Genomic DNA, 23752 nt, shown 5'->3' with positions numbered 1-23752 from the left:
GGTCAGCCCTTTCTCAAGCGCGGATCGAGAATGACATTGGCGATGTCCGAGAGGAGGTTGGCGACCAGCACGGACATGGTCAGCAACAGCAACTGTGCCTGGATGAAGGAGTAATCCCGGCTTTCAATGGCCGTGACCGTGAACTTGCCGAGGCCGGGATAGTTGAACACCTGCTCGGTCACGAGCGCACCGCCGAGCAGGAACCCTACCGACAGGGCCAGCGAAGTGATCTGTGGCAGGATGGCGTTGCGTGCCACGTAGCGATAGCGCACGCGGCGATCGCTGAGCCCCTTGGCGCGCGCCAGGATGACGAAGTCTTCGTTCAGAAGATTGATCATCATGTTGCGCATGCCCAGATGCCAGCCGCCGAAACTGACGATCAGGATGGACAGCACGGGCAGCGTCGCGTGATAGAGCACGCTACCTATGAACTGGAGATCGAAGGATGGCGCCATGCCGGTCGCATGGGCCCGCCCAAGCGGAAACCATTTGAGCTCCAGGGAAAAGGCATAGAACAGCAGCAATGCGACCACTGCCGGCGTGAATGCATTGAGCATCACATTGATCGGTGTGAAGGCGCTGTCGAAGAAGCCGCCCCGGTTCCAGGCAGCGTGAATCCCCATCATGGTGCCGATCAGGAAAGCAAGGGTGATGGCGATGCCGACCAGCACCAGCGTCCAGGTCGCGCCGTAGAACAGCAGCGACGACGTCGGCTCGGGGAACTGCACGGTGGAAATACCGAAGTCCATCCGCATCACCTGGCCGACATAGCCCAGATACTGCTCCCACAGCGAACCGCTGGTGCCGTAGGACGCACGGATCGCTTCCACCTGCGCCTCGTTGAGGCGCCCCTGGAACGACGCGATGATGCGCGCCGAGGGATCGCCCGGCATGATGCGCGGAATAAAGAAGTTGAGCGTCACCGCCACAAAGAACGCCGCCAGGTAGAAGGCGATGCGCCGCAAGAGATAGATCACCCTTGATCCTCCGAAGTCAGGCCCGTCATCGCGCCGGAGCGCGACTCCCGTGCCGGGAGCCCGGCGCTGACCAATCGGTTGGGACGACTGGCCGGCGCCGAATGACGGGGACTTTGACGAACCGGCAGCGCCGAGGCGCCGCCGGCAGAGCGGGACTTAGCGAGCCACAGGCTTGAGCGAGAGGGCGTGGATCACGCGCTCGCGGGTACCCTCGAAGACCACCGGACGGACATAGGGGTTCTCTTCGGTGACCCAGCCTTCGAAATTGCGGGTCGAGTACTCGTACCAGGTCGGGTTGGCAAACAGGCCGATGACGGGCAGGTTTTCTGCCACCGCGATGTGGATCTTGGTCATCTCTGCCAATTGCTCGTCGCGATCGGCCGTGCTGCGGAACGCATCGAGGGCGGCTTCGACCTCGGGCAGCCGCATCTGGTGCATGGCCTGGTAGTCGACGCGGCCAGCATCCATGTTTCGCGGATTGAACATCGGATTGTAGGTGTTGTACGGCGTCGCGCCGCCATTGGTCCACATGATGTAGCTGTCGAAGTCGCCGGTTCGCGCCTTGTCGTTCCAGGCACCCTGGTCCATGGTCCGGACCACGGCATTGATGCCCACATCCTGAAGGTTTTCCGAGATGGTCTGGCCGGAATTGATCCAGTCGGTCCAGCCGTTGGGGATGTTGATTTCGAAGGCGATCGGCGTCCCGTCGGGATTGTCGCGGAAGCCGTCATTGTCGGCGTCGACAAAACCGGCTGCATCGAGCAGTTCCATGGCGCGATCAGGATCGTATTCCATCAGCCAGGCATAGGGCTCGAGCGCTGCCTCGTCGATCCATGTGGCATAGGCTTCGCCGGTGCCGATGGGGAAACGGGTATGCGTGGTGAGGCCGAAGGTCGAAATTTCCACGATCGTGTCGCGGTCGATGGCGACGGAGAGCGCCTTGCGGAACTCGAGATCGTTGAACGGGGCCTTTGTGGTGTTGATCTGCAGGTTCACGTCGCCACCGGGCGGCAGCCAGTAGTTGTTGAACTCGCTCTGCGGCGTGAAGGTGATCTCGGGGTCGGTCAGGCCCGTACCGAGCCAGTCCACCTCGCCGGCAGACATGGCGGCGATGATCTGTTCATTGCCGTTGAGCTGCAGGAAGCGCAGGCAATCGATGGCGTTTTCGTCGTTGTAGCGACTGTCCTCGTTGCGGCAGAGCTCGAAGGAAGAGCGCGAGAAGTTCTCGACATTGGTCCATGGACCAGTGGCGACCGGGTTGGTGTTGGCGTAGTTCTTGGGGTCCTCGATGTCGGCCCAGACGTGCTCGGGCAGCGGGTAGATGCCGCCGATGGCAAACTTGGCCAGCGCGTCAGGTTCCTTGAGGTTGAACTTGACGGTGTAGTCGTCGATCTTTTCGGCGCTGACGACCGAACCGGTATCGGTGTCCTCGCTGTAGACGTCGATAGCCATCGGATAGTCGGGATGGGCCTTGGCGTATTCGAAGGTGAATACGACGTCGTCAGCGTTGAAATCCTCGCCGTCGCTCCACTTTACGCCTTCACGCAGCGTATAGGTGATCGACATCAGGTCGTCGGCAATCTCATAGGCGGTGGCGAGAGCCGGATAATCGTTATCCGGGTTCCAGATGTTGTCGATCCAGAGCGGCTCATACGCAAAATCGCGCATGAACTGCTGCGGGCCGGTCGGGTTATTGGGATTGAAGTTCTCAACCAGCGCGTCGCTGTCGATCGGATGCAGCGTCAGCACCACCCGGTCCTGTGCCATCGCCGGCATACTCATGGCCAACGTGGCCAGCCCAGCCGTCATCATGGCGATCTGCCTGACTTTATTCATTCTAGTTCCCTCCACGATATTCTCCTCCTCGAGAATTTCATTGGGTGAGATCGATCCCACCCTGATTAGAACGACCAGCCTTTCCCGGGCCGGCATGACGAATGGCTATGCAACCTCCTTGACCGGTTGAAGTGCAGCCACGCTGGAGCGCAGCACCAGGTTGGTGCGGACCAGCGATTGCAGCGGCCCTGCAGAGGGCTCCGCCAGCAAATCAAGAAGGTGCCCCGCCGCTTTCTCCCCGAGGTCATCGGGCTTCTGGCGGATGGTCGTCAGCGGGGGCGACATAAATTGGGCGTGATAGCCATCATCGAAGCCGATGACCGAGATGTCGTGCGGCACGCGCAGCCCGGCTTCGCCAAGCGCCAGGTAAAAACCGGCTGCGATCACATCCGCTCCTGCAAAAACGGCGGTAAAGTCGCGTCGCCGCGCCAGCAGGTCCCGGCCGGCGGAATATCCGAAGCTTTCGTGGAAGAGTCCGGCCAACACCTCGATATCATCGAGCGTCCTGCCCACCTCGGCCAGGGCCGCCTTCACGCCTTCGAGACGATCGATGGCGTCGCCGATCGTCGGATCGCCGGAAAGGTAGACGATGTCCCGGTGCCCCTGCTCCAGCAAATAGCGCATGGCGGCCCGGGCGCCCTCGAAATTGTCGAGGCTCACAATCCCCCTCGAGAGCGGACAATGGTCATGCCCGATCGACACGACGGGGATGCGCGCCTTGCGCAGGATTTCGACGGCGTCAGCCCGCATCGGCCGCTCGAGATAAAGGACGATGCCGTCGCAGGATCGATCAACCATCTCGACGATGGCGCGCGCTTCCTGGTCCTGGTTGGCATAGCCAGACGAGACCATCAGCGACTTGCCCGCCGGGCGGATGGCGCGCTGCACCCCGTAGACGATGTTGGCAAAGTAAGGTGTGCCAATATCCACCACCACGGCGCCGATTACATTGGAGCGGTTGGACCTCAGCGCCTGCGCAAGAGTGTTCGGACGATATCCGAGTTCGGCAATGGCGGTCTCGATCGCCTTGCGATTGGTTTCCGACACATAGCCGTTGCCGGCCACCACCCGCGAAACGGTGGAGCGTGATACGCCCGCGCGTTTTGACACGTCGGTGATGGTGACCATCCCGCCCAATCTCCTCCTGTCGGCCTCTTGTGGGACCGATCCCATAGATGATGAAATCGATTGCAGGAGCAAGTCAAGAGTGCTTGCAGCGTTTGCGCCAAGCCGCGATCACAATTGAAAAAACGTCGGGTTTCCGCGGTTTTGCAGCAGCTCTGATTGGGGAAAAACGGCCCGGCCACTACAGCGGAGCCGTTTGAAAAATGCTGCGCGATGGCGGAACTGTGTCAGCTGATGACGATCTGGCTGTCTGAATTCTTCGCTTCGGCCAGGCCATCGAGCGCTTCCTCGATCAGGCCGCCCTCGCCCGCCTTTTCCGACGGATACGACACGCCGCTCACCGCAACGCCGAGTCGTGCAATGCCTGAGGCCGTCATGAACAGCGTGTCATCCACCGATTCGCGGATACGCGACGCCAGTTGTGCGGCAATCGCCTGGGGTGCCCCGCGCAATAGAACCGCAAAGGCGTAGCCATGAAGGTGGGTGACCAGGTCATCCGCGCGAACGGCCTGCTTGATGGACTGCGCCAGCCAGGGAAGAATATCGGCGCGATGGTCTTCGGCGATGGCTTCGATCGCGGCAGACCGGTCATCCAGATCCACCACCAGCAGCACGCCAGGATGAACGGCCTGTTCGCCCTCGAGGATCGCGGCGAAGCGCACCCAGTTGACGGCGCCCGTGGTCGGATCGATGTCCCCCGCCTGGATCGGCGGCAGATCGCGCGCCTCGTCGCTGCGCCGGTCCCAGTTCTCTTCGGACTTGCCGGTAATCCAGTCCAGCCACGACTTGGCCATGCACGTGCCCTCTCTGCAGATAGGATGACAGCATGCCGTCCATGTCTCAATTCGGCCTAAGGGCATTATGTACAATTTTAATGTTCTCGCGGTCGCCGACCGCAAATATACCCATAAAATTTTATCGAATAAATAAATCCAAATAAAACCAAGCCGATTTTCGAAGTTTTATTTCAATGTTGCGATCTTCTCTGGGTAAACACCGGAGAGACGAATGTCTTTCAAGACTGCACTCGCAACACTTGTTACTATTTCCGCACTCGCGGTCACACCCTCTTTCGCAGCAACTGTTGCCGCGGTGGTGCAGCCCGGCTCGGGCGGAAGCATTCTGGCAACCGAACGGTTTGTCTCGCTGCCCACGCCGCGCCCTGAGGCCGCGGCTTTGCCCACGCTGAGCAACGCTCCGTCTCCCCGGCTTGGCGTGTTCCACTCCGTTGCCATCTCTGCCGCGCGGCTCCCTGCCGCCGCCAAGTGGCAGACCATCCGCGCCGAAGATCACACCGCCCTTTTCGACACCGACTGCTCCACATCAGGCGTTCGCGGCTGCGACACCAGTTTCGCGCGAAAAGTCCAGGGCGTCGCCGCGCGCGCAGCTGGATTGTCCGATCGCGCTATGCTCGATCTGGTCAATCGCACGGTGAATGGCGCCATGCGTTACCGCGAGGATAGCATTGTCTGGGGCAAAGGTGACTATTGGGCGACGCCGAGCGAAATGGCGCTGAAAGGCGCTGGAGATTGCGAAGATTTTGCGATCGCAAAATACTGGCTTCTGCGCAGCCTTGGCATTGCCGACGAGCAGCTGCAGATCGTCGTTCTGCAGGATACGCGCCGTCGCCTGTTCCACGCGGTCCTGGTCGTTCATACCGCGTCGGGCGCCTATGTCCTTGATAATGTTAGCAACCGCCTCGAGGCCGACAGCGCCTACTCCCAGTATCAGCCGATCATGAGCTTTGCCGCCGGCAAGAACTATATCCACGGCTTCACCGGTGGCGCCAGCAACGTCGCCGCCATGCCCCGCGACCTGGCCAATGTCGCACCGGGATCGGGACTATAAAAAAGGGCGGCTCGCGCCGCCCTTTTTGTTCAACATTTTCAGGTGATTAGATCACCTTGATGGTGAAGTCGTCGGTGTCGATCTTGATATCGATCTGGGTACCGACGGTGCCGTGGTTGTTGAGCGTCGCCACATCCACCCAGTTCTCGCCACCGGTGGAGCCGTTGAGATCGACCTGGACCGTCGCATCAGTGCCGCTGTCGACGATACGCACATAGTTGCCGATGTTGGTATCGTTGGTGATGGCACCATCGAGCAACGTGCTGAGATCGACCACGTCCCCTTCAGCCCGGCTGTAATCGGCAATGATGTCCTTGATGCCATTGGTCCCCGAGTCCGACCCGATCACGAAGGTATCGGCACCGGTACCGCCATGCATCGTATCCGACCCCAGGCCACCGATCAGGATATCGTCACCCGAACCGCCGCTGAGGAAGTCGTTCCCGGCATCGCCAAGGAGGACATCGTTTCCTCCGTTGCCCAGGAGGGTATCTCCTTGCTTGGCCTCAGTCACCGTCGTAGCGCTCGGCGCAGGTTGTGGCGGCAATACGCCACCTTCTTGAGTTGTCTTGACGTCTCCAGCGGTGTCGCTGGATGTCGATGTCGCCGTTATCGTACGCGCAGTCGTCGACTCGATATGGAAGGTGTTGGAGCTTGAATTGTAGCTCGCAGAGATTCCCGATACACCGTTTAGTGTGGAAACTAGGCGAGCGGCAGCATTATCAAACCTGTCATCGTGACCGGCAAAAAGGTTCGAGTATGTTGCAGAGTAAGTTGTGTCACCAATAGTGATGAAAATCCGCTCTGAATAATCTGTGTCAAGAAAGTACCCAAAGTTGCTAGGGGAGTTCTGGAAGTCGACTTCGTACTTCCATGGCAAGGTCGTGACAGCATTGACAATTGCAGTGGTGATCGCAAACGAGACACCCGGATAGCTGGTGAGCGTGACCGAGTTACCCGCCAGATTTCCCCACATCACCCCCTTGCCCGACAAACTGTTGGCAAGCGTCACCCCGCCTACACCTACTGCCTTGAGGGCATTAAAGACCTCAAGCGCCGATGTCCGGTTTGCGGCAACTGTGTGGTTGTAGGTCACGCCATCCACCGTAATTGAGACGACGTCACCGACATCGTACCCACCGGGATTGAAACCAACTGTAGTCACTTGCGGCGTGCCAGTATACGTGATCAGCCCCGGGCTCGGCTGGCCGACAACTGAGGTGCCATTCGTGGTATAAACAGTCGCTGAGTCCGCGTTATTTGACGTGGAACTTCCGGAAATCGAGCTGAATGGAGTCGCAGAAAATACGGTGAACTTGTTGCTGCCAGATTCGTACGACACCTCAAAACCCTTGCCAGCCAAATGGCTCACAAGATTTTCAGCTGCACTGTCAAAGCGTTGATCATTGCTTAATCCGGATGTGTAGCGCTGCTCGTATTTATTTCCGTTAATCCAAATACTTATGGATTCGATTGCAGAATCGAATTTGTTCGGATTGTCATGGAAATCTATCTCATACTTCCATGGAAGCGCCGAAACATTGTCGATGTTGGTCGCAACTTCGAAGCTGTGCCCATCAGCGCTGGTCCATACGGCCGAATTATTCGACAGATCCGCAGGCCAGGACACACCCTTCGCAGACAATGCGCTTTCCAAGGTGACATTGCCATCTTTTGCAGTTCTGAGCGCGTCGTAGACGTGCTCGCCAGTTTGTTTGTTGACCGCAACCGTGTGCGTGAACGTTCGCCCATCTACAGTGATGGAGACTTTATCACCGACGTCATAGCTGGATGCAAAAGTCAGAATGGACGTCTGCTTGCCTGTCCATGCGCCGGCAATGATGATGTCATCACCGTCAGTACCGTCGATTGCTCCAAGTATATCCTGAGTAACACTTGTGTGGCCATTCGACACTAGCTTGCCGTCCGTCACTTCATAATCGAAGCTGCCGCTTGGGCTGTTGCTGTTGATCGTGACCGAGCCAGGATTTGTCGTCAGGCTTGCGGTCAGGCCATTGAGGCCGGACGTGCCTGAGATACCGAGAAGATCGCCATTGGCATCCGTATCATTCAGCAGCAGGGCCCATTCAGGAACCTTGAAGGCGTTGCCGATGCCGGCATTGGTGATGATGTTGTCCGCACCCGCCACCGGGGCGAAATTGTCGTTGTCCAGGATCGTCGCCGAGCCGGATACCGACGAGTTCCATGTGTTGCCAGAGGTTACGGCTGCCTTGAGGACGAAGGACTCGTCATTCTCGACATGGGCGTCGTCCACTGTGGCAACGCGTACCAGAACATGGTTCGCATTGGTGCCGGATGGAATGGTGATGCCACTGCCCGAGACCGAAGTCCAGTTGGCGCCATTGTCGAGCGACAGCTGATAGCCACCGATATCTGCGGAAACCGTCGTACCGTGCAGAACCGACAGGTCGAGAGCGATCGTTTCGGTGATTGCCGTCGAGAAACCCAGCTTGAAGACGGCGTAATCGCCTTCCTCGACAGTCGTATCCACTCCAGCGATGGAAAGGACCTGGCTCGGCTGCGAATTGAGCTTGATGACAAGATCTGCAGCCTTGATGTCGCCGTCGCCATCACGCACCGAGTAAGTGAATGTTTCCGACGCGTTTGCCGGCAGGCTCGCGCCGTCAGCAGTCAAGGTGTAGGTGTAGGTCCCATCGGCGTTGAGGACGAGTTTTCCGTAAGTCCCGTTCACGGCGAAGCCGTTGGCAGGGTTGGTGTCGCTGTTTGCGCCAAATTTTACGCCGATCACTGCCAGACCGCCGTCCGCGCCCGCCAGATCGTTGGCGAGAACGTCGCCGGTGACCTTATGGTCCGCCGATGCCGATGATACCAGACGCACCATCAGATCGAAGTTGTTGGCCTGGCCTTCTAGGGTCTTGACGGAATTGACCACTTCTCCCTGCTGATTGGTGAACCCACGGACATCGAGCGTGTAGTCCTGACCATCTATCGTAATGGTCGACGTCGTCGAAGAAATCGAAACGATGTCCGCATTGACCCATGGATCGCTGGAGTCATTCGGGGTCTCATTGTGGGCAAAAGTCAGTGTAATCGGCCCAACGATGCGCGGGACACCATTTATCAGGACCGTGAAGTTCACCTTGAGCGTGGCACCCGAGATCGACGTACCAGCGTCGATGGTCTGGTTATAGTGAGTAAATTTGCCCAGCGAGAACAGCTTGTCGGTCAGCAAGTCATTGAGGCTGGCAGGCGAGTTATCGACAAATCCGTAGCCTGACTGTTGTCCGCCGCCACCCCAACGCACCTCGTCATTCTTGCCGTCGCCATCGCGGTCGTAATACTTCACGCTGGTCCCGCCAGAGAGGCCGGTCCATTCCGCGATCACATTGGCCACGGCGAGGTCGTCGACATAGACGGTCAGGGTATTTGCGTCCTTGTTCGCCACCGGAACGTCATCGATGATGTCGATGGTGATCGTGTTCTGGGCCGTATTTCCATATGCGTCCGTTACCGTGTAGGTGAACGTCTCGACGTTGTTGGCCTTCTGAGTACCATCGTTCGCGTTGGGCGTGGTGGTGACGGGAGAGGTCAGCGTATAGTGCCACGTCCCATCGCTGTTGAGCGTCAGGTTGCCGTTTGAGCCCGCGCCGTTGCCATCGAGTGCGAAAGTCTTGGCACCAGAACCACCGGTGACATTATCGCTCAAGTTGCCGCTGATGGTCTCGCTCAGAGCAGGATTGCTGCCAGTAGGAAGAGCTGCTTCGTTTACCGACACGTCTTCGTTGGCCGCCGCGAGACCCGAGTCCGCCACATTGATTGTTAGCGTCGTCGTCGAAATGTCGCCATCGGCGTCCATGATTGAGTAGACGAAGTGGTCCACCGCCCCTGCGGGCATTACCGAATTTGGATTGGCCTTGTAGCTGTAGCTGCCATCGGCGTTCAGGGTCAGCTGGCCATAAGTGCCAACAATACCGGTGCCGCCAAGGTTGCCATTGGCGGTGACGCCGGTATCTGAACCGGTCGCGACGCCGAGCACCCCGCCTGCGGTGGCTGCGCCGTCGGCGCCAAAGATATCAGGCGTACCATCGGTCAGCACGTTTCCGCTGACTGTACCGCCTTCAACGACAGAAGCGACGTCTGCGTTCGCAAGCGGCACGTCGTCGACGATCTTGACCGAAAGGGTGGTGCTTACCGTGTCGTTGTTGTCGTCTTTGAGGACCACGGAAAAATCGTCGAACAACAGGTTTTCGCCGGCGCCGGTCGGATGCGCTTCATTGTCGTTGAGCGTGTACTTGTAAGTGACAACACCGGTCGAGGCGTCATAGCCGGTGACCTTCAGAGTGTTACCCAGCGCAGAGGTGATGGTGGCCGAGGTGAACACACCATTGGTAATCACAGCCTGTCCGCCGATGGCCAGCGAAGCGATGCCGTCTGGAGCAGATACCGTGAAGTCGCCGTCGACAGTGGTCGGCTGCTTGCTCGTATCTGACCCTTCGCTCTCGCCGTTACCGCGTGAAGCCAGCAGATCGTCCTCATCCACAATCGCGTCGCCGCCATTGGCTCCGGGCGTAAGATTGGTGATGCTGACGCCGTCGTTTTCGCCGTTGATGGTCACGGTGAGCTGGGCCGAGGATGGATCTCCGTCTGCATCCTGCATGGTGTACTGGAATTCTTCGACCAGAGTCTGTCCGGGAACCAGGCTTTGCAAGGTAGCCTTGGTCGTCGCATCTGTCTTCAAGGTGTACGTGTAGGTGCCGTCAGCATTGAGCTGTAGCGTACCGTACGCCCCCGAGACACTGCCTGCAGTAATGACAGTCTTACCGCCATCCGCACCGCCAACGTCATTGTTGAGAACGTTGCCCGAGACGGAGGTGCCATCCTCAGAAATGGACGTTGCATCATTATTTGCCGTGGGCTTGTCGTCCACGATCTCGATCGTGATGGTCGCCGGAGCGGAGGACAGGGTGCCATCGGAAACCGTCAGATCGAAGCTGTCCGTTTCCGCAATGCCGTCCACATCGGTCGTCACCTTGGTGAGGGTGTAGATATATTCCGCGACCCCCGTTGTCGCGTTGTAGGAGGTGACCTTGAATTCACCGAGCTGCGAGGTGAAGACCTTCCCCACAAGTGCATTCAGCTGAGCGGTCTGACCGTTGACCGTCACGTTCACCACGTCGCCCAGTCCATCCTGATCACCGATGGTGAAAGTGCCGGTGGCGGTGTGACCCGTGCCAGCGGTGGAGCCGCCTGAGAGGCCGGATTCGAGCACCTCATTGTCATTGGTCCCGAGGGAGATGGTTGGTGCTGTATTGCTTTCCAGTGCCACCGTGAACGTGTCGCTGACACGGTCGCCGTCGCCATCCTTTGCAGATACTTCAAACGTCAGTGCGTCGATATCGATCGCGTTCTGGGCGGTGCCACCGATGCTGTCGATGCGGAATTGGGTGGAGTTGGCGTTCGGGCCAGAGACCCAGACACCCGTCAGCTCAAGCCGAACGAAAGCAGCAGCATTCTGAATGTTGAGCGTGCCGTCGGCGTTGAACGTCGCGGTCGATCCAGAGCCGACGGTCTGCCCATTGGCATCCTTGGCCACCCAATCGATGCGCATCGTGCCGTTTCCGATGTGATCGACACCGATCTTGGCGGATGTCATCGCGTCGTCGAAGACGACGGCGAGCTTTTCGCCGTTCTCGATGCCGTTGTTTGCAACGCCGACGCCCTGGCCCGACCCATTGAGCGGACCAGAAATTCCTTCGAGCATGAACGAACCGAAGTCCTTGGTAGCCGTCGGGCCGAAGCCGCCCTGCAGCGAGGTGTCGTGCAGGACTGTCGTATCCAGACCGATCGGCGCTTTCTGGACGAAGGAGTATGTGCCGTTGCTGTTGAGGGTAAGCTCGTAGACAACAGTGTTTCCGACCTTACCAACGAGCATACGACCATTTTCGCTCAATGTGGCGTCGATGCCGTCGATCTGCGGCCAGCCGGTGATCCGGAGGCCGTTCGTGGCGTGCTGGCCGTCGGCGCCGAATGCGATATTCAGCGCGCCCGATACCGCCGAGTTAAGGGCGTTGACCTGGGCATTGGCAATGCCATCGCCCCCGAATACCGGCGTGTCGTCGTCAACGTTGAACTTGAGTTCGCCCGAGATGGTATCGCCATCGCCATCGGTGATGGTGAAGCCGAAGTTGAGATCGAGGTTGTCCTCGAAAGCGGTCTCGATATCCGCAGTCGCGGGGTTATCGGTGATCGGATGCACCAAGGGGCGCAGGATGGTCAGCGTGTAATTGCCGCTGGCATCGATGGCGAGGGTATAGACCTGGATGACGCCGCCTTCTGCGGCGCCATTGGTGTCGATGGTACCGACCAGCATGCCGCCCTTGCCGTTCGGCTCCCAGGTCTGCGCCACGTCATACTGCGTGCCGATGCCGTTCTCGCCGACTAGGATGGCCTTCAACCCTGCCACGCCCGTGGCCACGATGGACTTGAGGCCATCGGCGCCGGCGTCGAAGTTGATCTTGCCGGTCGCGATATTGCCGTTGGCATCGTCGCCCGGCCCACCGGCAATGCCGTGCAGCTGGCTGTCGTCGTCGAGGCCGTTGAGGACCTGCTTGACGCTCACTTCGTCGAGCAGAATGCCATATTCGTCCGCAGTGCCCGTGCCGGTGAAGGCAATCGTCGTCGATGCACTGGTTGCGGTGAAGGTCACCGTCACGGCCTGCCAGCCGTTGCCCTTGTCGGCATCGGGATCGAGGACGAAAACGCTCTGGCCATTAACGGTCACCGTCATGCCGTTATCGGCGGCGTGGCCAGGACGCGCTGCGTAGTGGAACGTCAGGGAATAGGTCTGTCCCGCAACGGTGGTGATGGTCTGGGCGATCGTGGAGTTGGTCGCCGTTTTGCCGCTGTCCTGGTCGGAGTCCAGTTCAACGAGGTTTGCCGTGCCGTTGGCGCCCGAAAGGCCACCAGCGCCATTGCTCTGGATTTCGAATGGCACGCCGCCATTGCTGTTCCAGCCTTCGATCGAGGTGAACAACTGCCAGCCGCCAGGCACATTGGCCGGGTTTTCGAAGCTGCCATTCTGGATCAGTTCTGCGCCAAACTTGTCGGCAGTGATGCCGGTGATGCTCGGGCCGTCGTCCTCGAAGCGGATCAGCTGGGTGATATCGCTGGACGCGGTTGCCTTGTCGCCGTCGCCGTCGGTCGCGGTGACGCTCACGCGCACCGAACCCGGCGGCAGGTACAGACCCTCGTCGTGACTGCTGCCACCGACCGGGTGTTCGAGCGAAACGAACTGGGCCACGGTGACAACACCAGTGCCGCTACCGATATGCAGCGCGAAAGCTACCTTGCTGGTGCCGGCGTCATCGTAAATACCGACGACGCGGCCCTCACCATCGAGGGTCAGAGAAATGACCTGCCCCTCGGTGGTCTTCAACGTGGTGGCGCCAGCGACGATGCTGAAGGCATAGGCCAGTTCAGCACCCTTGCCGTCAGCGCCGTAGTCCACGCTCGAGGCGACAACGGCGCCCGTGCCCTGGGCATACTGGGCCTGCATGTTGAGATCGATGCCGACGACAAGGCCCGAGAACAGGTTCTGCACGGCCGCGGCCGCCACCTCATCGGAGTCTGCCTGAATGCTGGCGGACTCATCGATTATGATCAGGTCGTTAATCTGGACGTTGGCCAGGAACGTGCCGGTATTGTCGCCGGAGGTACCGATTTCCTGGAAGGTCAGCGTGTTCGGGCCGGCCTGGGCAACCAGGTTCAGCACGATCGTCTGCATATCGCCGCCGTTTGGATCCCAAGTGCCGACCGAAACGCCGTTCCAGAACACTTCGAGCTTGGCGCTGCCGGCGACCGCGTCAGACGCTTCGCCGATTTCGAAGCTCAAGCGGTAGACTTCGTTGGCCACGAGGCCGTTGATCTGCTGGCTGATCGCCACATTGCCCGGCGAGGCTTCCATGTCGACCATGACGCTGTTGGTCGGGCTGTTCGCACCGCGGTAGCCGTCACCGACGCGCTGCAGCTCGGTCGAATAGGTGCCGCCGTTCGATGAAGAAGTAATCGTCCAGTTGCCAGCGGTGCCAGACGTGTAGCCGCTGCCTTGTCCCCACTGGTTGTTGTTTGCGGTGAAGCCGTCGAAGAACAGGCCGTTGCTCAGGCCGCTCACCGGTGCCACCGAGATCGACGGGCCGTCGTCTTCGAACGAGATCAGCTTGCCCAGGTTGATGGAATCCGAGGCTTTGTCGCCATCGCCGTCGGTGACGGTGACTTTGAGCGAAATCTTGCCGGCAAGGTTTTCGATGCCGGTGGCAAGATTGCCGTCGTTGGCGTCGTTATGCTCGTCATGATCGGTCTTGTCGTCGTGCACGATGGCGCGGAACTGGTTGACGGTGACCGAACCGTCGGCCGCCACCGCGATGGTGAACACAGTGTGCCCACCGATTTCGCTTTTGCCGACGACCACACCGTCTTCGCAGCTCAGCTTGATCTGGCTCTTGGTTGCGGTGTCGAAAAGGCCGGACCGCTCATTGTCGATAACCAGAGTGTAGACCTGCGATGCCAGACCATCGGTCCCGGCATCGACAGCCACCGTGAACAGGTCAGCGGCAGCGATCTTGCCGAAGCCGATGGCGCCCTGCGCTGCCCCTTCAAGGGTCTCGTCATTGTTCTGGCGCCCGCCTTCGTCCTGGACCGAGCCGGTCGTGCCGACGGATTCGTCGAGCACAATGGCGGCGCTGGACTTGGCGACGATGCCGACGGACGGACCGTCGTCCTCGAATTTGATGCGGCCACCCAGGTCGATGCTGTCGCTGTCGCTGTCACCGTCGTGATCGGTAACCGTGACCTCGAGCTTGACGAGGTTGTAGGCCAGCACTTCGGGCGAGTTGGCCTCGTCGTGGTCCGTGCTGTCATTGTGTTCGAGCGCACGGTACTGGAAGACGCGCACATCGCCATCGTTGGCATCCACCGAGATGGAGAAGACTGGAATGTCGTTTCCACCGCTGACGAAATAGCCGACGACGCTCGTTCCGACCATCTTGAGCAGGACTGCGCTATTGGTCTGCGCGTCGATCAGGCCAGTGGCGCCGGCGCTCAACTTGAGCGCAAACGTCACGCTGCCCGGGCGGTCAGCGCCCATTTCGTTATTGAGCGTGAAGAGGCTTCCTTCGCCGCCCTTGGCAAAACCGATGAGCTGCTGGCTGGCATAGGGATCGCGCGTACGATCGGACCAGGTTGCATCCCGTTCGTCATTCTCGTTGCCGGAGCCGCCGAGCGACTCGTCGAGAACGAGCTTGCCGCCATAATTGAGATCGATGTCAGCGACCGGGCTATCGTCGTCCACATTGATCTTGAACGTGCCGATAGCCGTGTCGCCGTCCCCGTCAGTCACCTTATACTTCAGCGAGAATTCGACGTTGTTCTCGTCCTGACCGTAGGGGTGATCGATGGCCGCAAGCTGGGTCACCTTATAGGCGCCGGTGACCGTGTTGGTGATTTCGATCTTGATCACCGGCTCACCGCCCTGGGTGATGATCAGTGTCTTGTCGCCATTGTAGAGATTGTAGCCGAAACCGTCCGGGAGTGCATCGGGCTTGACGAGCAGGACCGAGCCGGCGCCATCCGAACCATACTCATGAGCCAGGAAACCGGTGGTGTTCAAAGGCGCGATGTCGTCGCCCGTACCACCTTCGATACCACCCCAGAGATCGTCGTCTTCGAGCGAAATCAGCGCGTTATTGCCGACCGACGGGCCGTCATCTTCGAAGCGGATGATCTGTCCAAGATCGAACGAACCACCATGCTTGTCGCCGTCGCCATCAGTTACCGTAAGGTTCAGAGAGAGTTTGCCGGAGGCAATCTTTTCGGCGTCCGAACCGTTTTCGTCGTGATCTTGGTTGTCGTTATGCTTGATCGCACGGAACTGATTGACAGAAACCGTACCATCCGCGCCGACGGACACGGTGAATACCCTGACACCTCCAAATTCGGTCACGCCCTCGATGGTCGCACCGACCTGCTTGAGAATGATCTTCTGGCCGGAGGCGGTATCGGTCAAGTCGGAGTAGACCTTACCGTTCTGGGCCGCGCCGCTGAGCATCAGCGTGTAGACCTTCGACTTCAGGCCATCGGCGCCAGCATCGATCGTCTCGTGGAACAGGTCAGCACCTGCCACGCGAGCGTAGCCGATTGCTTTGTCTGCAGCGCCGAAAAGGGTCTCGTCATTGTTCTGCCGGCCGCCTTCGTCCTGGGTTGAACCGGTCGTTCCGACAGACTCGTCCAGCACAAGTCGGACGCCATCCTTGGCTTCGAAACGCACGACCTTCGGGCCGTCGTCCTGGAACGAGATAGCGTTGCCGATGCTGACAGAATCCACGTCCTTGTCGCCGTCGAAATCCGTGACCGTGACAACGGCCTTGATGGCATTGCCGATCAGCGCGGCGGATTCGTCATGGTCGCCTGTCGCATGCTGGATGGACATGTATTGAACCATCGACAGCGTACCGTTGGCACCGATGTGGATGGCGAATGCGGCCGGCTCGCTCGGATGGCCCAGGCCTGTGTTGTTCTGATCGACGCGACCGATCACCAGCCCGTCTTCCAGGCTGAGGAAGATCTTGTCGCCGTTGGTCGTACGAAGGCCTGAGAACACCTTGCCGTTGTCGCCGTTGATTGCGAGCGACCAGGAGACGCTGACAACATCGTCAGCACCCGGCGTCACATTGGCAGTGACCACGCCGCCTTGAGTCGCGAATTGCGGCCCGAGGTTCATGTCGGTGTCGGTGCCCTTGTTGGATACGCCGGCGAAGAGTCCCTTCACGGCGTCACTGGTGGTGTCGTCCGCGTCGGACTGTGTGCCGCGGGTTTCGTCGACGGACAGCGAAGCCTGGCCGAGGCCGGCCTTCACTTCCGGAACATCGTCCTTGATGCGGATGCTGAAGGCATCCTTGAGCACGACGCTGTCGCCGTCATGATCGGTGGCCTTGATAACCGAGCCGAAGTCGATCGATGACAACTCACCTGCGATCTTGTCCTGAAGATCGAAGTTCTCACCATCTGCCCAGTCGTGGTCGAGCTGATCGATAAGGTCGAACGTATACTTGCCATCCGGCTGGATGGTCAGCTTGAAGACAGGACGGTCCTGCCCCTCGTTGTAAACAGATCCAGGGCCATCCTTGTTCACGAAGCCCCAGAGGACATTGCCGTCCTGAACGTCGAAGCTCAGCACGCCGCCCGCTGACTTCAAGCCGAGGCTCTCAAGGGTCGAACGAACCTGCGCCTCATCGACAAAGCTGAACTTGAGCGCTTCGTCGGCACCCGACCTGACGAGATGTGCGAGGCTGCCGGTGACCCGAGCAGCACCGCCATCGACGGTTGTGTAGGAGTTATTGCCGTCATTGGCATTGTCCGGATAGCCATCCGGACGCGTGCCGGTGGACCAGTCCGTGCGGATTTCCTGCTCGTCGACGATCTGGGTCTCGTGGCGGCCCTTGATCAGTTCCGGAACGTCGTCGCGGACCTTGATCGTCAACTGGCCGACGAGATCGACATAGTCGCCGTCGCCATCATAGGCGCGGACGATCGAGCCGAAGTCGAGACCGAGCACGTCCCAGAAGGGCGAGCCATCCTGGAGGTCGAAGTTCTGGTCGGCGCTCGTGGGCGCGTCGTACCAGTCGTCGCCGGGGCGGTCATGGTCGAGCTGGTCGAACAGACGGAATTCATACTTGCCGTCGGCCGGGTTGATGCGGAACTCGAACACGGTCCGACCGCCGGCAGTCGCCGTGAAGGTTGCCCAAGCGCCGTCTGAACCAGACTGGTAGGATAGCGCCGCACCCTGCGAAGACAGACCATAGGCCTCGAATTTGTCGGCTGCGCCGGAATTGATGGCGTACTTGCCGAAGCCGTCGGCTCCGAAGTTCACGACACCGCTCAGGCTGCCATAGATGATCGCAGGACCGGTTTCATTGTTGTACGGATTTTCGGTGTAGGAGCCGTCGGCATTGCCGTCATTGGGGCTGGTGCCGAGCGACAGCTTGGTGGCGATATCGTCTTCGTCGACGATGCGGACATAGTCGTGATTGCCGTTGTAGCGAATGACCGGCAGATCGTCGTCGATCGTGACCGTAAAGGTACCGCCGATGGTGTCGCCGTCGGCGTCCTTGGCTGTAAAACCGACGTTGAGGACAATGTCGTCCTCGTAGCTTTCGCCGTCGCCTTCGCCCTCACCTTCGATGCGCAGCAGGATGACTTCCTCGCCACCGCCTTCGCCGCCTTCATTCCCTTCACCGGGTTGACCGCCCCTGGGCGCATGATCGAGCGGCCCGAACAGCTGGAACATGTAGGCGCCTTCGCCATCGTCCGAGAGCGAAATCTTGAAGATCGGCTGGGAGGACTGACCTTCACCCTCGCCGTCACCAAAGGCGAGGCTTGCCGTGATCGTGGTGCTGGTGATCGTGAAGACCAGCGGATTGCCGCCCGAAGTCAGATTGCCATAGCTGTCCAGGAAGGCCTGGATGTCAGCGGCCGAGAAGTAAACGGAACGGCCACCGCCGTCCTGAGCGAAGCTGCCGTCCTCGTTGAAGGTATCGTCGATATCGCCATTGTCTGCACCCCACAGAATGCCAAGCGAGCCAGTGGCGCTGGTTGCCTTGCCGGGGTTGTCCCCGTCAGACCACCAGTTGCCCACACCGTTGGGCAGGCCGTCTTCGTCGACGCCGACGCTTTCCTGCTGATCCAATCTCGGGCTGTCGTCCTCGATGCCGATAGTGATGGTCGCCGTGGCGGTGCCGCCGCGCCCGTCGTTGGCGGTCACGACGAAACCGAGCTGCAGGACGTCTTCGATGTTGATGCCGCTATGATCGAGCGGCTGGAGCAGGTTCACGATCAGGAAGCCCGAGCCACCGCTGATCGTGATGTCGATAACCGTGGCGCCGTTGACGGTGCCGTACATGTGGTTGGAGCCGACACCCTGCCATTCGATGGCGACACCGTTCGAGGTAAGCCCCTCGGTGGGAGCGCTCAGGGTGAAGCTCAGCGGATTGCGATCTGGGTCGGATGCACCGAGATCGATCACATAGAAGGTGCTGTCTGTCGTATCGAGGCCGAGCGGATTGTCGTCCGCCAGGCCGAATGCCAGACCTTCTTCCGAAATATTGAAGGCATAGCTGCCGAAGGCGAAGCGCGGCGGCAGGTTGCCGGGCAGCAAGTCGCGCTGCTGCGGCGCCGAGAAGGACAGCTCGGTTGGATCGAGCAGGCTGCCGATGGCAAAGGCATCGCCGATGCCGCCGACCGGCACCTCGAAATTGCCGCCGGAGCTCTGGGCCCCTGCCCCGGCAGGACCTGCCGCTGCCTGGATGCCATTGGCTTCAAAAAGCGCTGCGACGGTCTGCGGCGGGATTTCCACGTCGCCGATGAAGATGGTGAGGCCGGTGATCGCGCCGTTTGGTACGACAATGACCGAACCGTCCGCCTGGACGAATTCCAGGTCGGTGCCGTTCACGCGGGGCTGGTCGACGCTGGCATCGGCCGGCAGGCGCAGGATCACCTGATCCTGAATTTCCACCACGACACGGGTTTCAGCGCCTTGTTCGGCCGGTGCGGGTGCGGGGGCGTCGGTCGCGGGGGTCTCTGCCTGCGCCACCAGGGTGACCTCGCCCAGGCCTTCACGACCGTCGACCAGGTTCAGTTCCGAGTTCCGAATGTTCTCGACCATGACAATACCCCCAACATCCAACATCTATTAACTTGGGGTGAACATATAGTCGTCGCGAAGACCTCACAATTGGCACGACTTGCCGTTTGCATATTCCGATATGCTACTCGCGCGAATATTTGCTTAACCTTAATTGTGACTGCATATCGGGATATGCAAACGTCGGTCAGGATAGAATATATCCGACAAGAACGTTGGCCGGCTGCGGCGGCGGCACGATGATCCGGGCCTGAGTCCGGCGTTCGTGATTGTCGACGACAATGGAAACGCCGCATTCGACAGCAGTCCCAGGCTCGACTTCAGCAAAAATGGATTCGGCGGGACGTTCGAGGCGCAGCTGCGCCTTTTCCGCCGGCCCGCTCCGCGACATCACCGTACGCAGGTAGCGCACGAATTCGTCGTTGACGCGGACAAGATGCTTGTTTCGATCAAGCGCGAAGGAAGGGGTCGGCGCCATCTGCATCAGCTTGACCATGGCGAGCGGTTCGGCCAGCACCGAAAGGCGTTCGTCTTCGTCCAGGAGGCGGCGCACGATGACGCTGCGGATGCCACTCGAGAGGTTGGATGCGTTGCTTTCGGCCGCACCGAGCAGGTCGCGCACTAATTCGGACGCCTTGCGGTTCTGACGAATGGCCATGCGCGCGATCGCATCCCAGAACACCCCTTCAAGGCGCAGGGCGTGCCGGCCGGTCGGCGTGGTCACGGTGCGAAAAATCGGAACCGACCATGCCTCGACCGGCGCACCGATCAGTTGCGTTGCGCCTTCGCTACCGCTCAATAAGGGCCTCCTGCTGCACCTTGTTTATTGGCTTGAGCAAGTATTGCAGGATGGAGTGTTTGCCGGTGATGATATCCACTGTCGCCACCATACCAGGAAGAACGGCGAGTTCCTGGCTGCGATATTTGAGAGCAGTTTCTTCGGCCCGCACAGTGACGAGATAATAGGTCTCGCGCGTTTGTTCGTCGACGAGACTATCGGCAGACACGTTGTCGACGATACCGCGTAGTCCACCGAACACCGAGAAATCATACGCAGTGAACTGGATCCGTGCCGCCTGGCCGGGAATCACGAAGGCGACGTCCGAGGGCTTGAGCCGCGCTTCCACGAGCGTGAATTCGGACTTGGGCACAATGTCCATGAGGCGTGCACCGGCCTGCACCACGGCGCCGATCGTGGTCACGTCGATGGAGTTGACCACGCCATCCACAGGCGAGCGGATCTCGGTGCGGCTGACGCGGTCGGCCGCGCCGCGCAACTGCTGCTCGGCACTGGCGAGTTCGGCCCGACGGAGCGTCAGTTCACCCAGCGATTCCTGACGAAACTGCTGGTCTGCTTGCTGAACCTGAAGTTGCGCTTCCCGCAGCGCCGCCTGCAAACGCGCTGTGCCTTCGTCGGCGGCGGCGATCTGGCCGGAAAGGTCGGCCACTTCCGCACGGAGGGCCAGAAGATCAGTGCGTGCCGTCAGGCCACGCTCGGCCATCGGCTCGACAAGGCCGAGCCTCTCCTGCGAAATCGTGAGACTGGCCTTAAGGCGCGTCTTGTTGACGCCGAGTTCGTTGAGCTCGCGCTGCCGCTGTTCGACGCGCTGTGCCAAGACTTCGCTGGTGCTCACCTGGCTCTGCAGGCGCGAGGCCAGCAAGTCACGCTCGGCGACGCAGACGTCTGGGGCTTCGGCTGCCACGCGTTCGGGGCAGATATAGGCGTCGAGTGTAAGGCCGCTGCTTTCCACGCGCAGCCGTTCGACCTGCGCAGAAAGAGCCAGCACCCGCGCCTCGACTTCACCGGCGCTCGACGCGGTCGTCGTGTCGTCGAGCCGCAGCAGAAGCTGACCGGCCGACACCTGTTCGCCCGAGCGCACCAGGATGTCGGTGACGACACCGGGCTCGGCGCTCTGCACGATCTGAGATTTGCCCGATGGGATGACCTTGCCTTCCGCCCGGCTGATCTGATCGACCTCGGCCCAGTTGGCCCAGAGGAGAAAGACGAAAACCACGGCAACGATGAGGACGATGATATAGGTCCAAGAGCGCGGCGGGCGATCGGCCGGAAGGGCATAGTTGACCGACTTCTGGTCGGGCCCCTTGTTCTGGAACGGCTTGGGCTGGAAGTTCATGCGCCGTCCGCCCTGACGCGAAGCTGCTCGAGCACCTGATCCTTGGGTCCGTCCGCGATCAACCGGCCGTTGTCGATCACCATGAGCCGCGTCACCAGCGACAGCAGGCTGTAGCGATGCGTGGCGATCAGCACGGTCTGATCAGGCATGAGGCTGGATTCGAGATGCTTGATGAGCTGCCGCTCGGTCGCGAGATCCATGGAGCTCGACGGTTCGTCGAGGAACATGATCTTGGGTTCGACCAGCATGGCGCGGGCAAGCGCGATCGCCTGGCGCTGGCCGCCCGAGAGCAGCGCGCCACGTTCACCCACCTGCATGTCATAGCCTTGCGGATGGCGCGACACGAACTCCTCGACGCCGGCGCGGCGGGCGGCCGTCATCAGCCGCTCCTCGGTGGCCGACGGATCGCTCATCAGGATGTTGTCGCGCACCGTTCCGTTGAAAATCTCCGGGTCCTGAACCACGAAGCCAACGGCCCGGCGCAGGTCGTCGGGATGGTATTGGTCGATGTCGATGCCATCGATCGACACCTCGCCTTCCGAGGCGCGGTGGAAATTGACCATGAGCCGGCCGATCGTAGTCTTGCCCGAGCCGATGCGGCCGATGATGCCGACCTTCTCGCCCGGCTCGATGCTGAACGAGACGCCATCAAGCACGAAGACCTTGGATTGCGGATAGGAGAAGCGCACCTTGTTGAACGAGACGCGGCCGCCCTGGACCGTGCGCTGCATCTGATTGGGCCGGTTCGGGCGTTCGTCGGGCAGTTTCATGATCTGATCGACGGTCTGATAGGCTTCCATCGCGGTGCGTGCACGCAGCAGCGTCCCGGCGATCATGCCGATGGGTGCGATCAGGCGGTTGGACAGCATCATGGCGGCGATGATGGCCCCGGTCGTCACTTCGCCCGTCGTGAAGGCATATGAACCGCCCACGATGATGCCGACCAGGGACAATTGCGACAGAGCCGCCGTCGTGTTGGTGGCCATGGCCTGGAGCGAACGCAGCTTGTCCTGGGTATGGGAGGACGCCAGCACCGCCGCTTCCCAGCGGCGCAGCAACTGCCCTTCGGCGCGCGTCGCCTTGACGGTCTGTGCGCTTGTCAGCGCCTCGACCAGAACGGCATTGCGGGCGGACGATTCAGCCAGTGCCGATTTCACGGCACGACCAGACAGTATCCCGACGATCAAGGTCAGCACGAGCGCGATCACCCCTGCGATCAAGGGGAAGACCACCAGCCATCCGACCAGCAGAGCAATGATATAGGCGAAGATGCCGAGGAACAGCGCATCGACGAACATGACCAGCGTGCTGGCCGCCACGAATTCGCGCAGCACTTCATATTGCCCGATGCGGCTCACGAAGGCGCCTGTAGAACTGGGGCGCGAGGCCATGGGCGTGTTGAGCACGCGGTCGAACAAGGCCGATGACAACCGGAAGTCGATCGAGCGGCCCACGAATTCGATCACCCCGGCCCGCGCCAGCTTGAGCAAAAGGTCGAAGATCGAGACCGTCCCTACCCCGATGGCGAGGACCCAGAGCGTCGTCTGCGCCGAATTGGGCAGCACGCGGTCGTAGACGTTCATCGTGAAGAGCGGAAAGGCCAGCGCGAAGACGTTGATGAATGCGGCCGCAAGCAGGACATAGAGGATGCTAACTGAATGGCCGCGAACCGCCGACCAGAACCAATGCCCGGTTCGCGCGAAGCGATTGCCTGTGTGGTCCTGGACGCTCTCGAAGTCGGGCGCGACAAGCAGCAGCTTGCTCGGCTTGCGCGCATCGAGCGCCTTGGCATCGACATTGATCTCGGCGCCATGTGCCGGGTCATAGACCCGATACATGCGGCGGCCCAGGCGGCGCAGCAACACGACCGGCGGCCGATCGCCCGGCACCAGGACGGCCGGGAAATCATATTCCTTCAGCCGCGAAATGGCTTCCTCGAGCGGACGCACCGTAACGCCGATACGGCTGAACGCGGCGGCCATGAGGCCGACATCCATCTTGCCGTCGGTGAGCGGAAGGCCTGCCGTCAGCGTTGCTGTCGAATCCGACTTCCGCCAAGCACGCGCCAGGAACTTCACGCAATCCAGCACTGGATCGCGCAATGTCTGACTAGCGGGCTCGGGAGCAGTAACGACGGACATTCAATCCGCCGTTTC

The 23752-nt window shown here is 60.3% G+C and carries 9 protein-coding genes; 1 reads left to right on the top strand and 8 read right to left on the bottom strand.

Annotated elements, in window-relative coordinates:
• Positions 1-2: 2 nt before the first annotated feature.
• From CCK88_RS01840 to CCK88_RS01825, 4 genes are all read right to left on the bottom strand, one after another.
• Positions 3-977, bottom strand: coding sequence for an ABC transporter permease (locus tag CCK88_RS01840; protein WP_086468841.1), 975 nt, complete (start codon positions 975-977; stop codon positions 3-5).
• Between the two features lie 156 nt (positions 978-1133).
• Positions 1134-2813 carry an ABC transporter substrate-binding protein gene (locus CCK88_RS01835; RefSeq protein ID WP_170926317.1) on the bottom strand — a complete coding sequence of 560 codons (1680 nt, stop codon included), beginning with the start codon at positions 2811-2813 and terminating at the stop codon, positions 1134-1136.
• A 105-nt stretch (positions 2814-2918) separates the two neighbouring features.
• Positions 2919-3941 carry a LacI family DNA-binding transcriptional regulator gene (locus tag CCK88_RS01830; protein WP_170926316.1) on the bottom strand — a complete coding sequence of 341 codons (1023 nt, stop codon included), beginning with the start codon at positions 3939-3941 and terminating at the stop codon, positions 2919-2921.
• Between the two features lie 224 nt (positions 3942-4165).
• On the bottom strand, positions 4166-4732 hold the full coding sequence (locus CCK88_RS01825) for a GGDEF domain-containing protein (protein WP_170926315.1): 567 nt from the start codon (positions 4730-4732) through the stop codon (positions 4166-4168).
• A gap of 214 nt (positions 4733-4946) precedes the next feature.
• Here CCK88_RS01825 and CCK88_RS01820 point away from each other — a divergent pair, with 214 nt between their 5' ends.
• Positions 4947-5786, top strand: a complete 840-nt coding sequence (locus CCK88_RS01820; protein WP_086468837.1) for a transglutaminase-like cysteine peptidase — start codon at positions 4947-4949, stop codon at positions 5784-5786.
• A 46-nt stretch (positions 5787-5832) separates the two neighbouring features.
• Here the strand turns inward: CCK88_RS01820 and CCK88_RS01815 are convergent, their stop codons facing one another.
• The 4 genes from CCK88_RS01815 to CCK88_RS01800 form a co-directional block, all read right to left on the bottom strand.
• On the bottom strand, positions 5833-19482 hold the full coding sequence (locus CCK88_RS01815) for a DUF5801 repeats-in-toxin domain-containing protein (RefSeq protein ID WP_140048853.1): 13650 nt from the start codon (positions 19480-19482) through the stop codon (positions 5833-5835).
• 166 nt (positions 19483-19648) lie between these two features.
• Complete coding sequence (locus CCK88_RS01810; RefSeq protein ID WP_086468835.1) at positions 19649-20260, bottom strand: ribbon-helix-helix domain-containing protein; 612 nt, start codon at positions 20258-20260, stop codon at positions 19649-19651.
• The gene (locus tag CCK88_RS01805; RefSeq protein WP_086468834.1) at positions 20250-21596 is read right to left on the bottom strand and encodes an HlyD family type I secretion periplasmic adaptor subunit; all 1347 of its coding nucleotides are present in this window, start codon (positions 21594-21596) and stop codon (positions 20250-20252) included. Before CCK88_RS01805 ends, CCK88_RS01810 begins: the two co-directional genes overlap by 11 nt.
• A complete protein-coding gene (locus CCK88_RS01800) occupies positions 21593-23737 on the bottom strand; it encodes a type I secretion system permease/ATPase (RefSeq protein WP_086468833.1) in 2145 nt (714 codons plus the stop codon). Before CCK88_RS01800 ends, CCK88_RS01805 begins: the two co-directional genes overlap by 4 nt.
• Positions 23738-23752: the final 15 nt, after the last annotated feature.

It is taken from the genome of Devosia lucknowensis (assembly GCF_900177655.1).
GTDB lineage: Bacteria > Pseudomonadota > Alphaproteobacteria > Rhizobiales > Devosiaceae > Devosia > Devosia lucknowensis.
The sequence above is the reverse complement of the archived record's forward strand: the minus strand, read 5'-3'. Positions and strand labels throughout refer to the sequence as shown.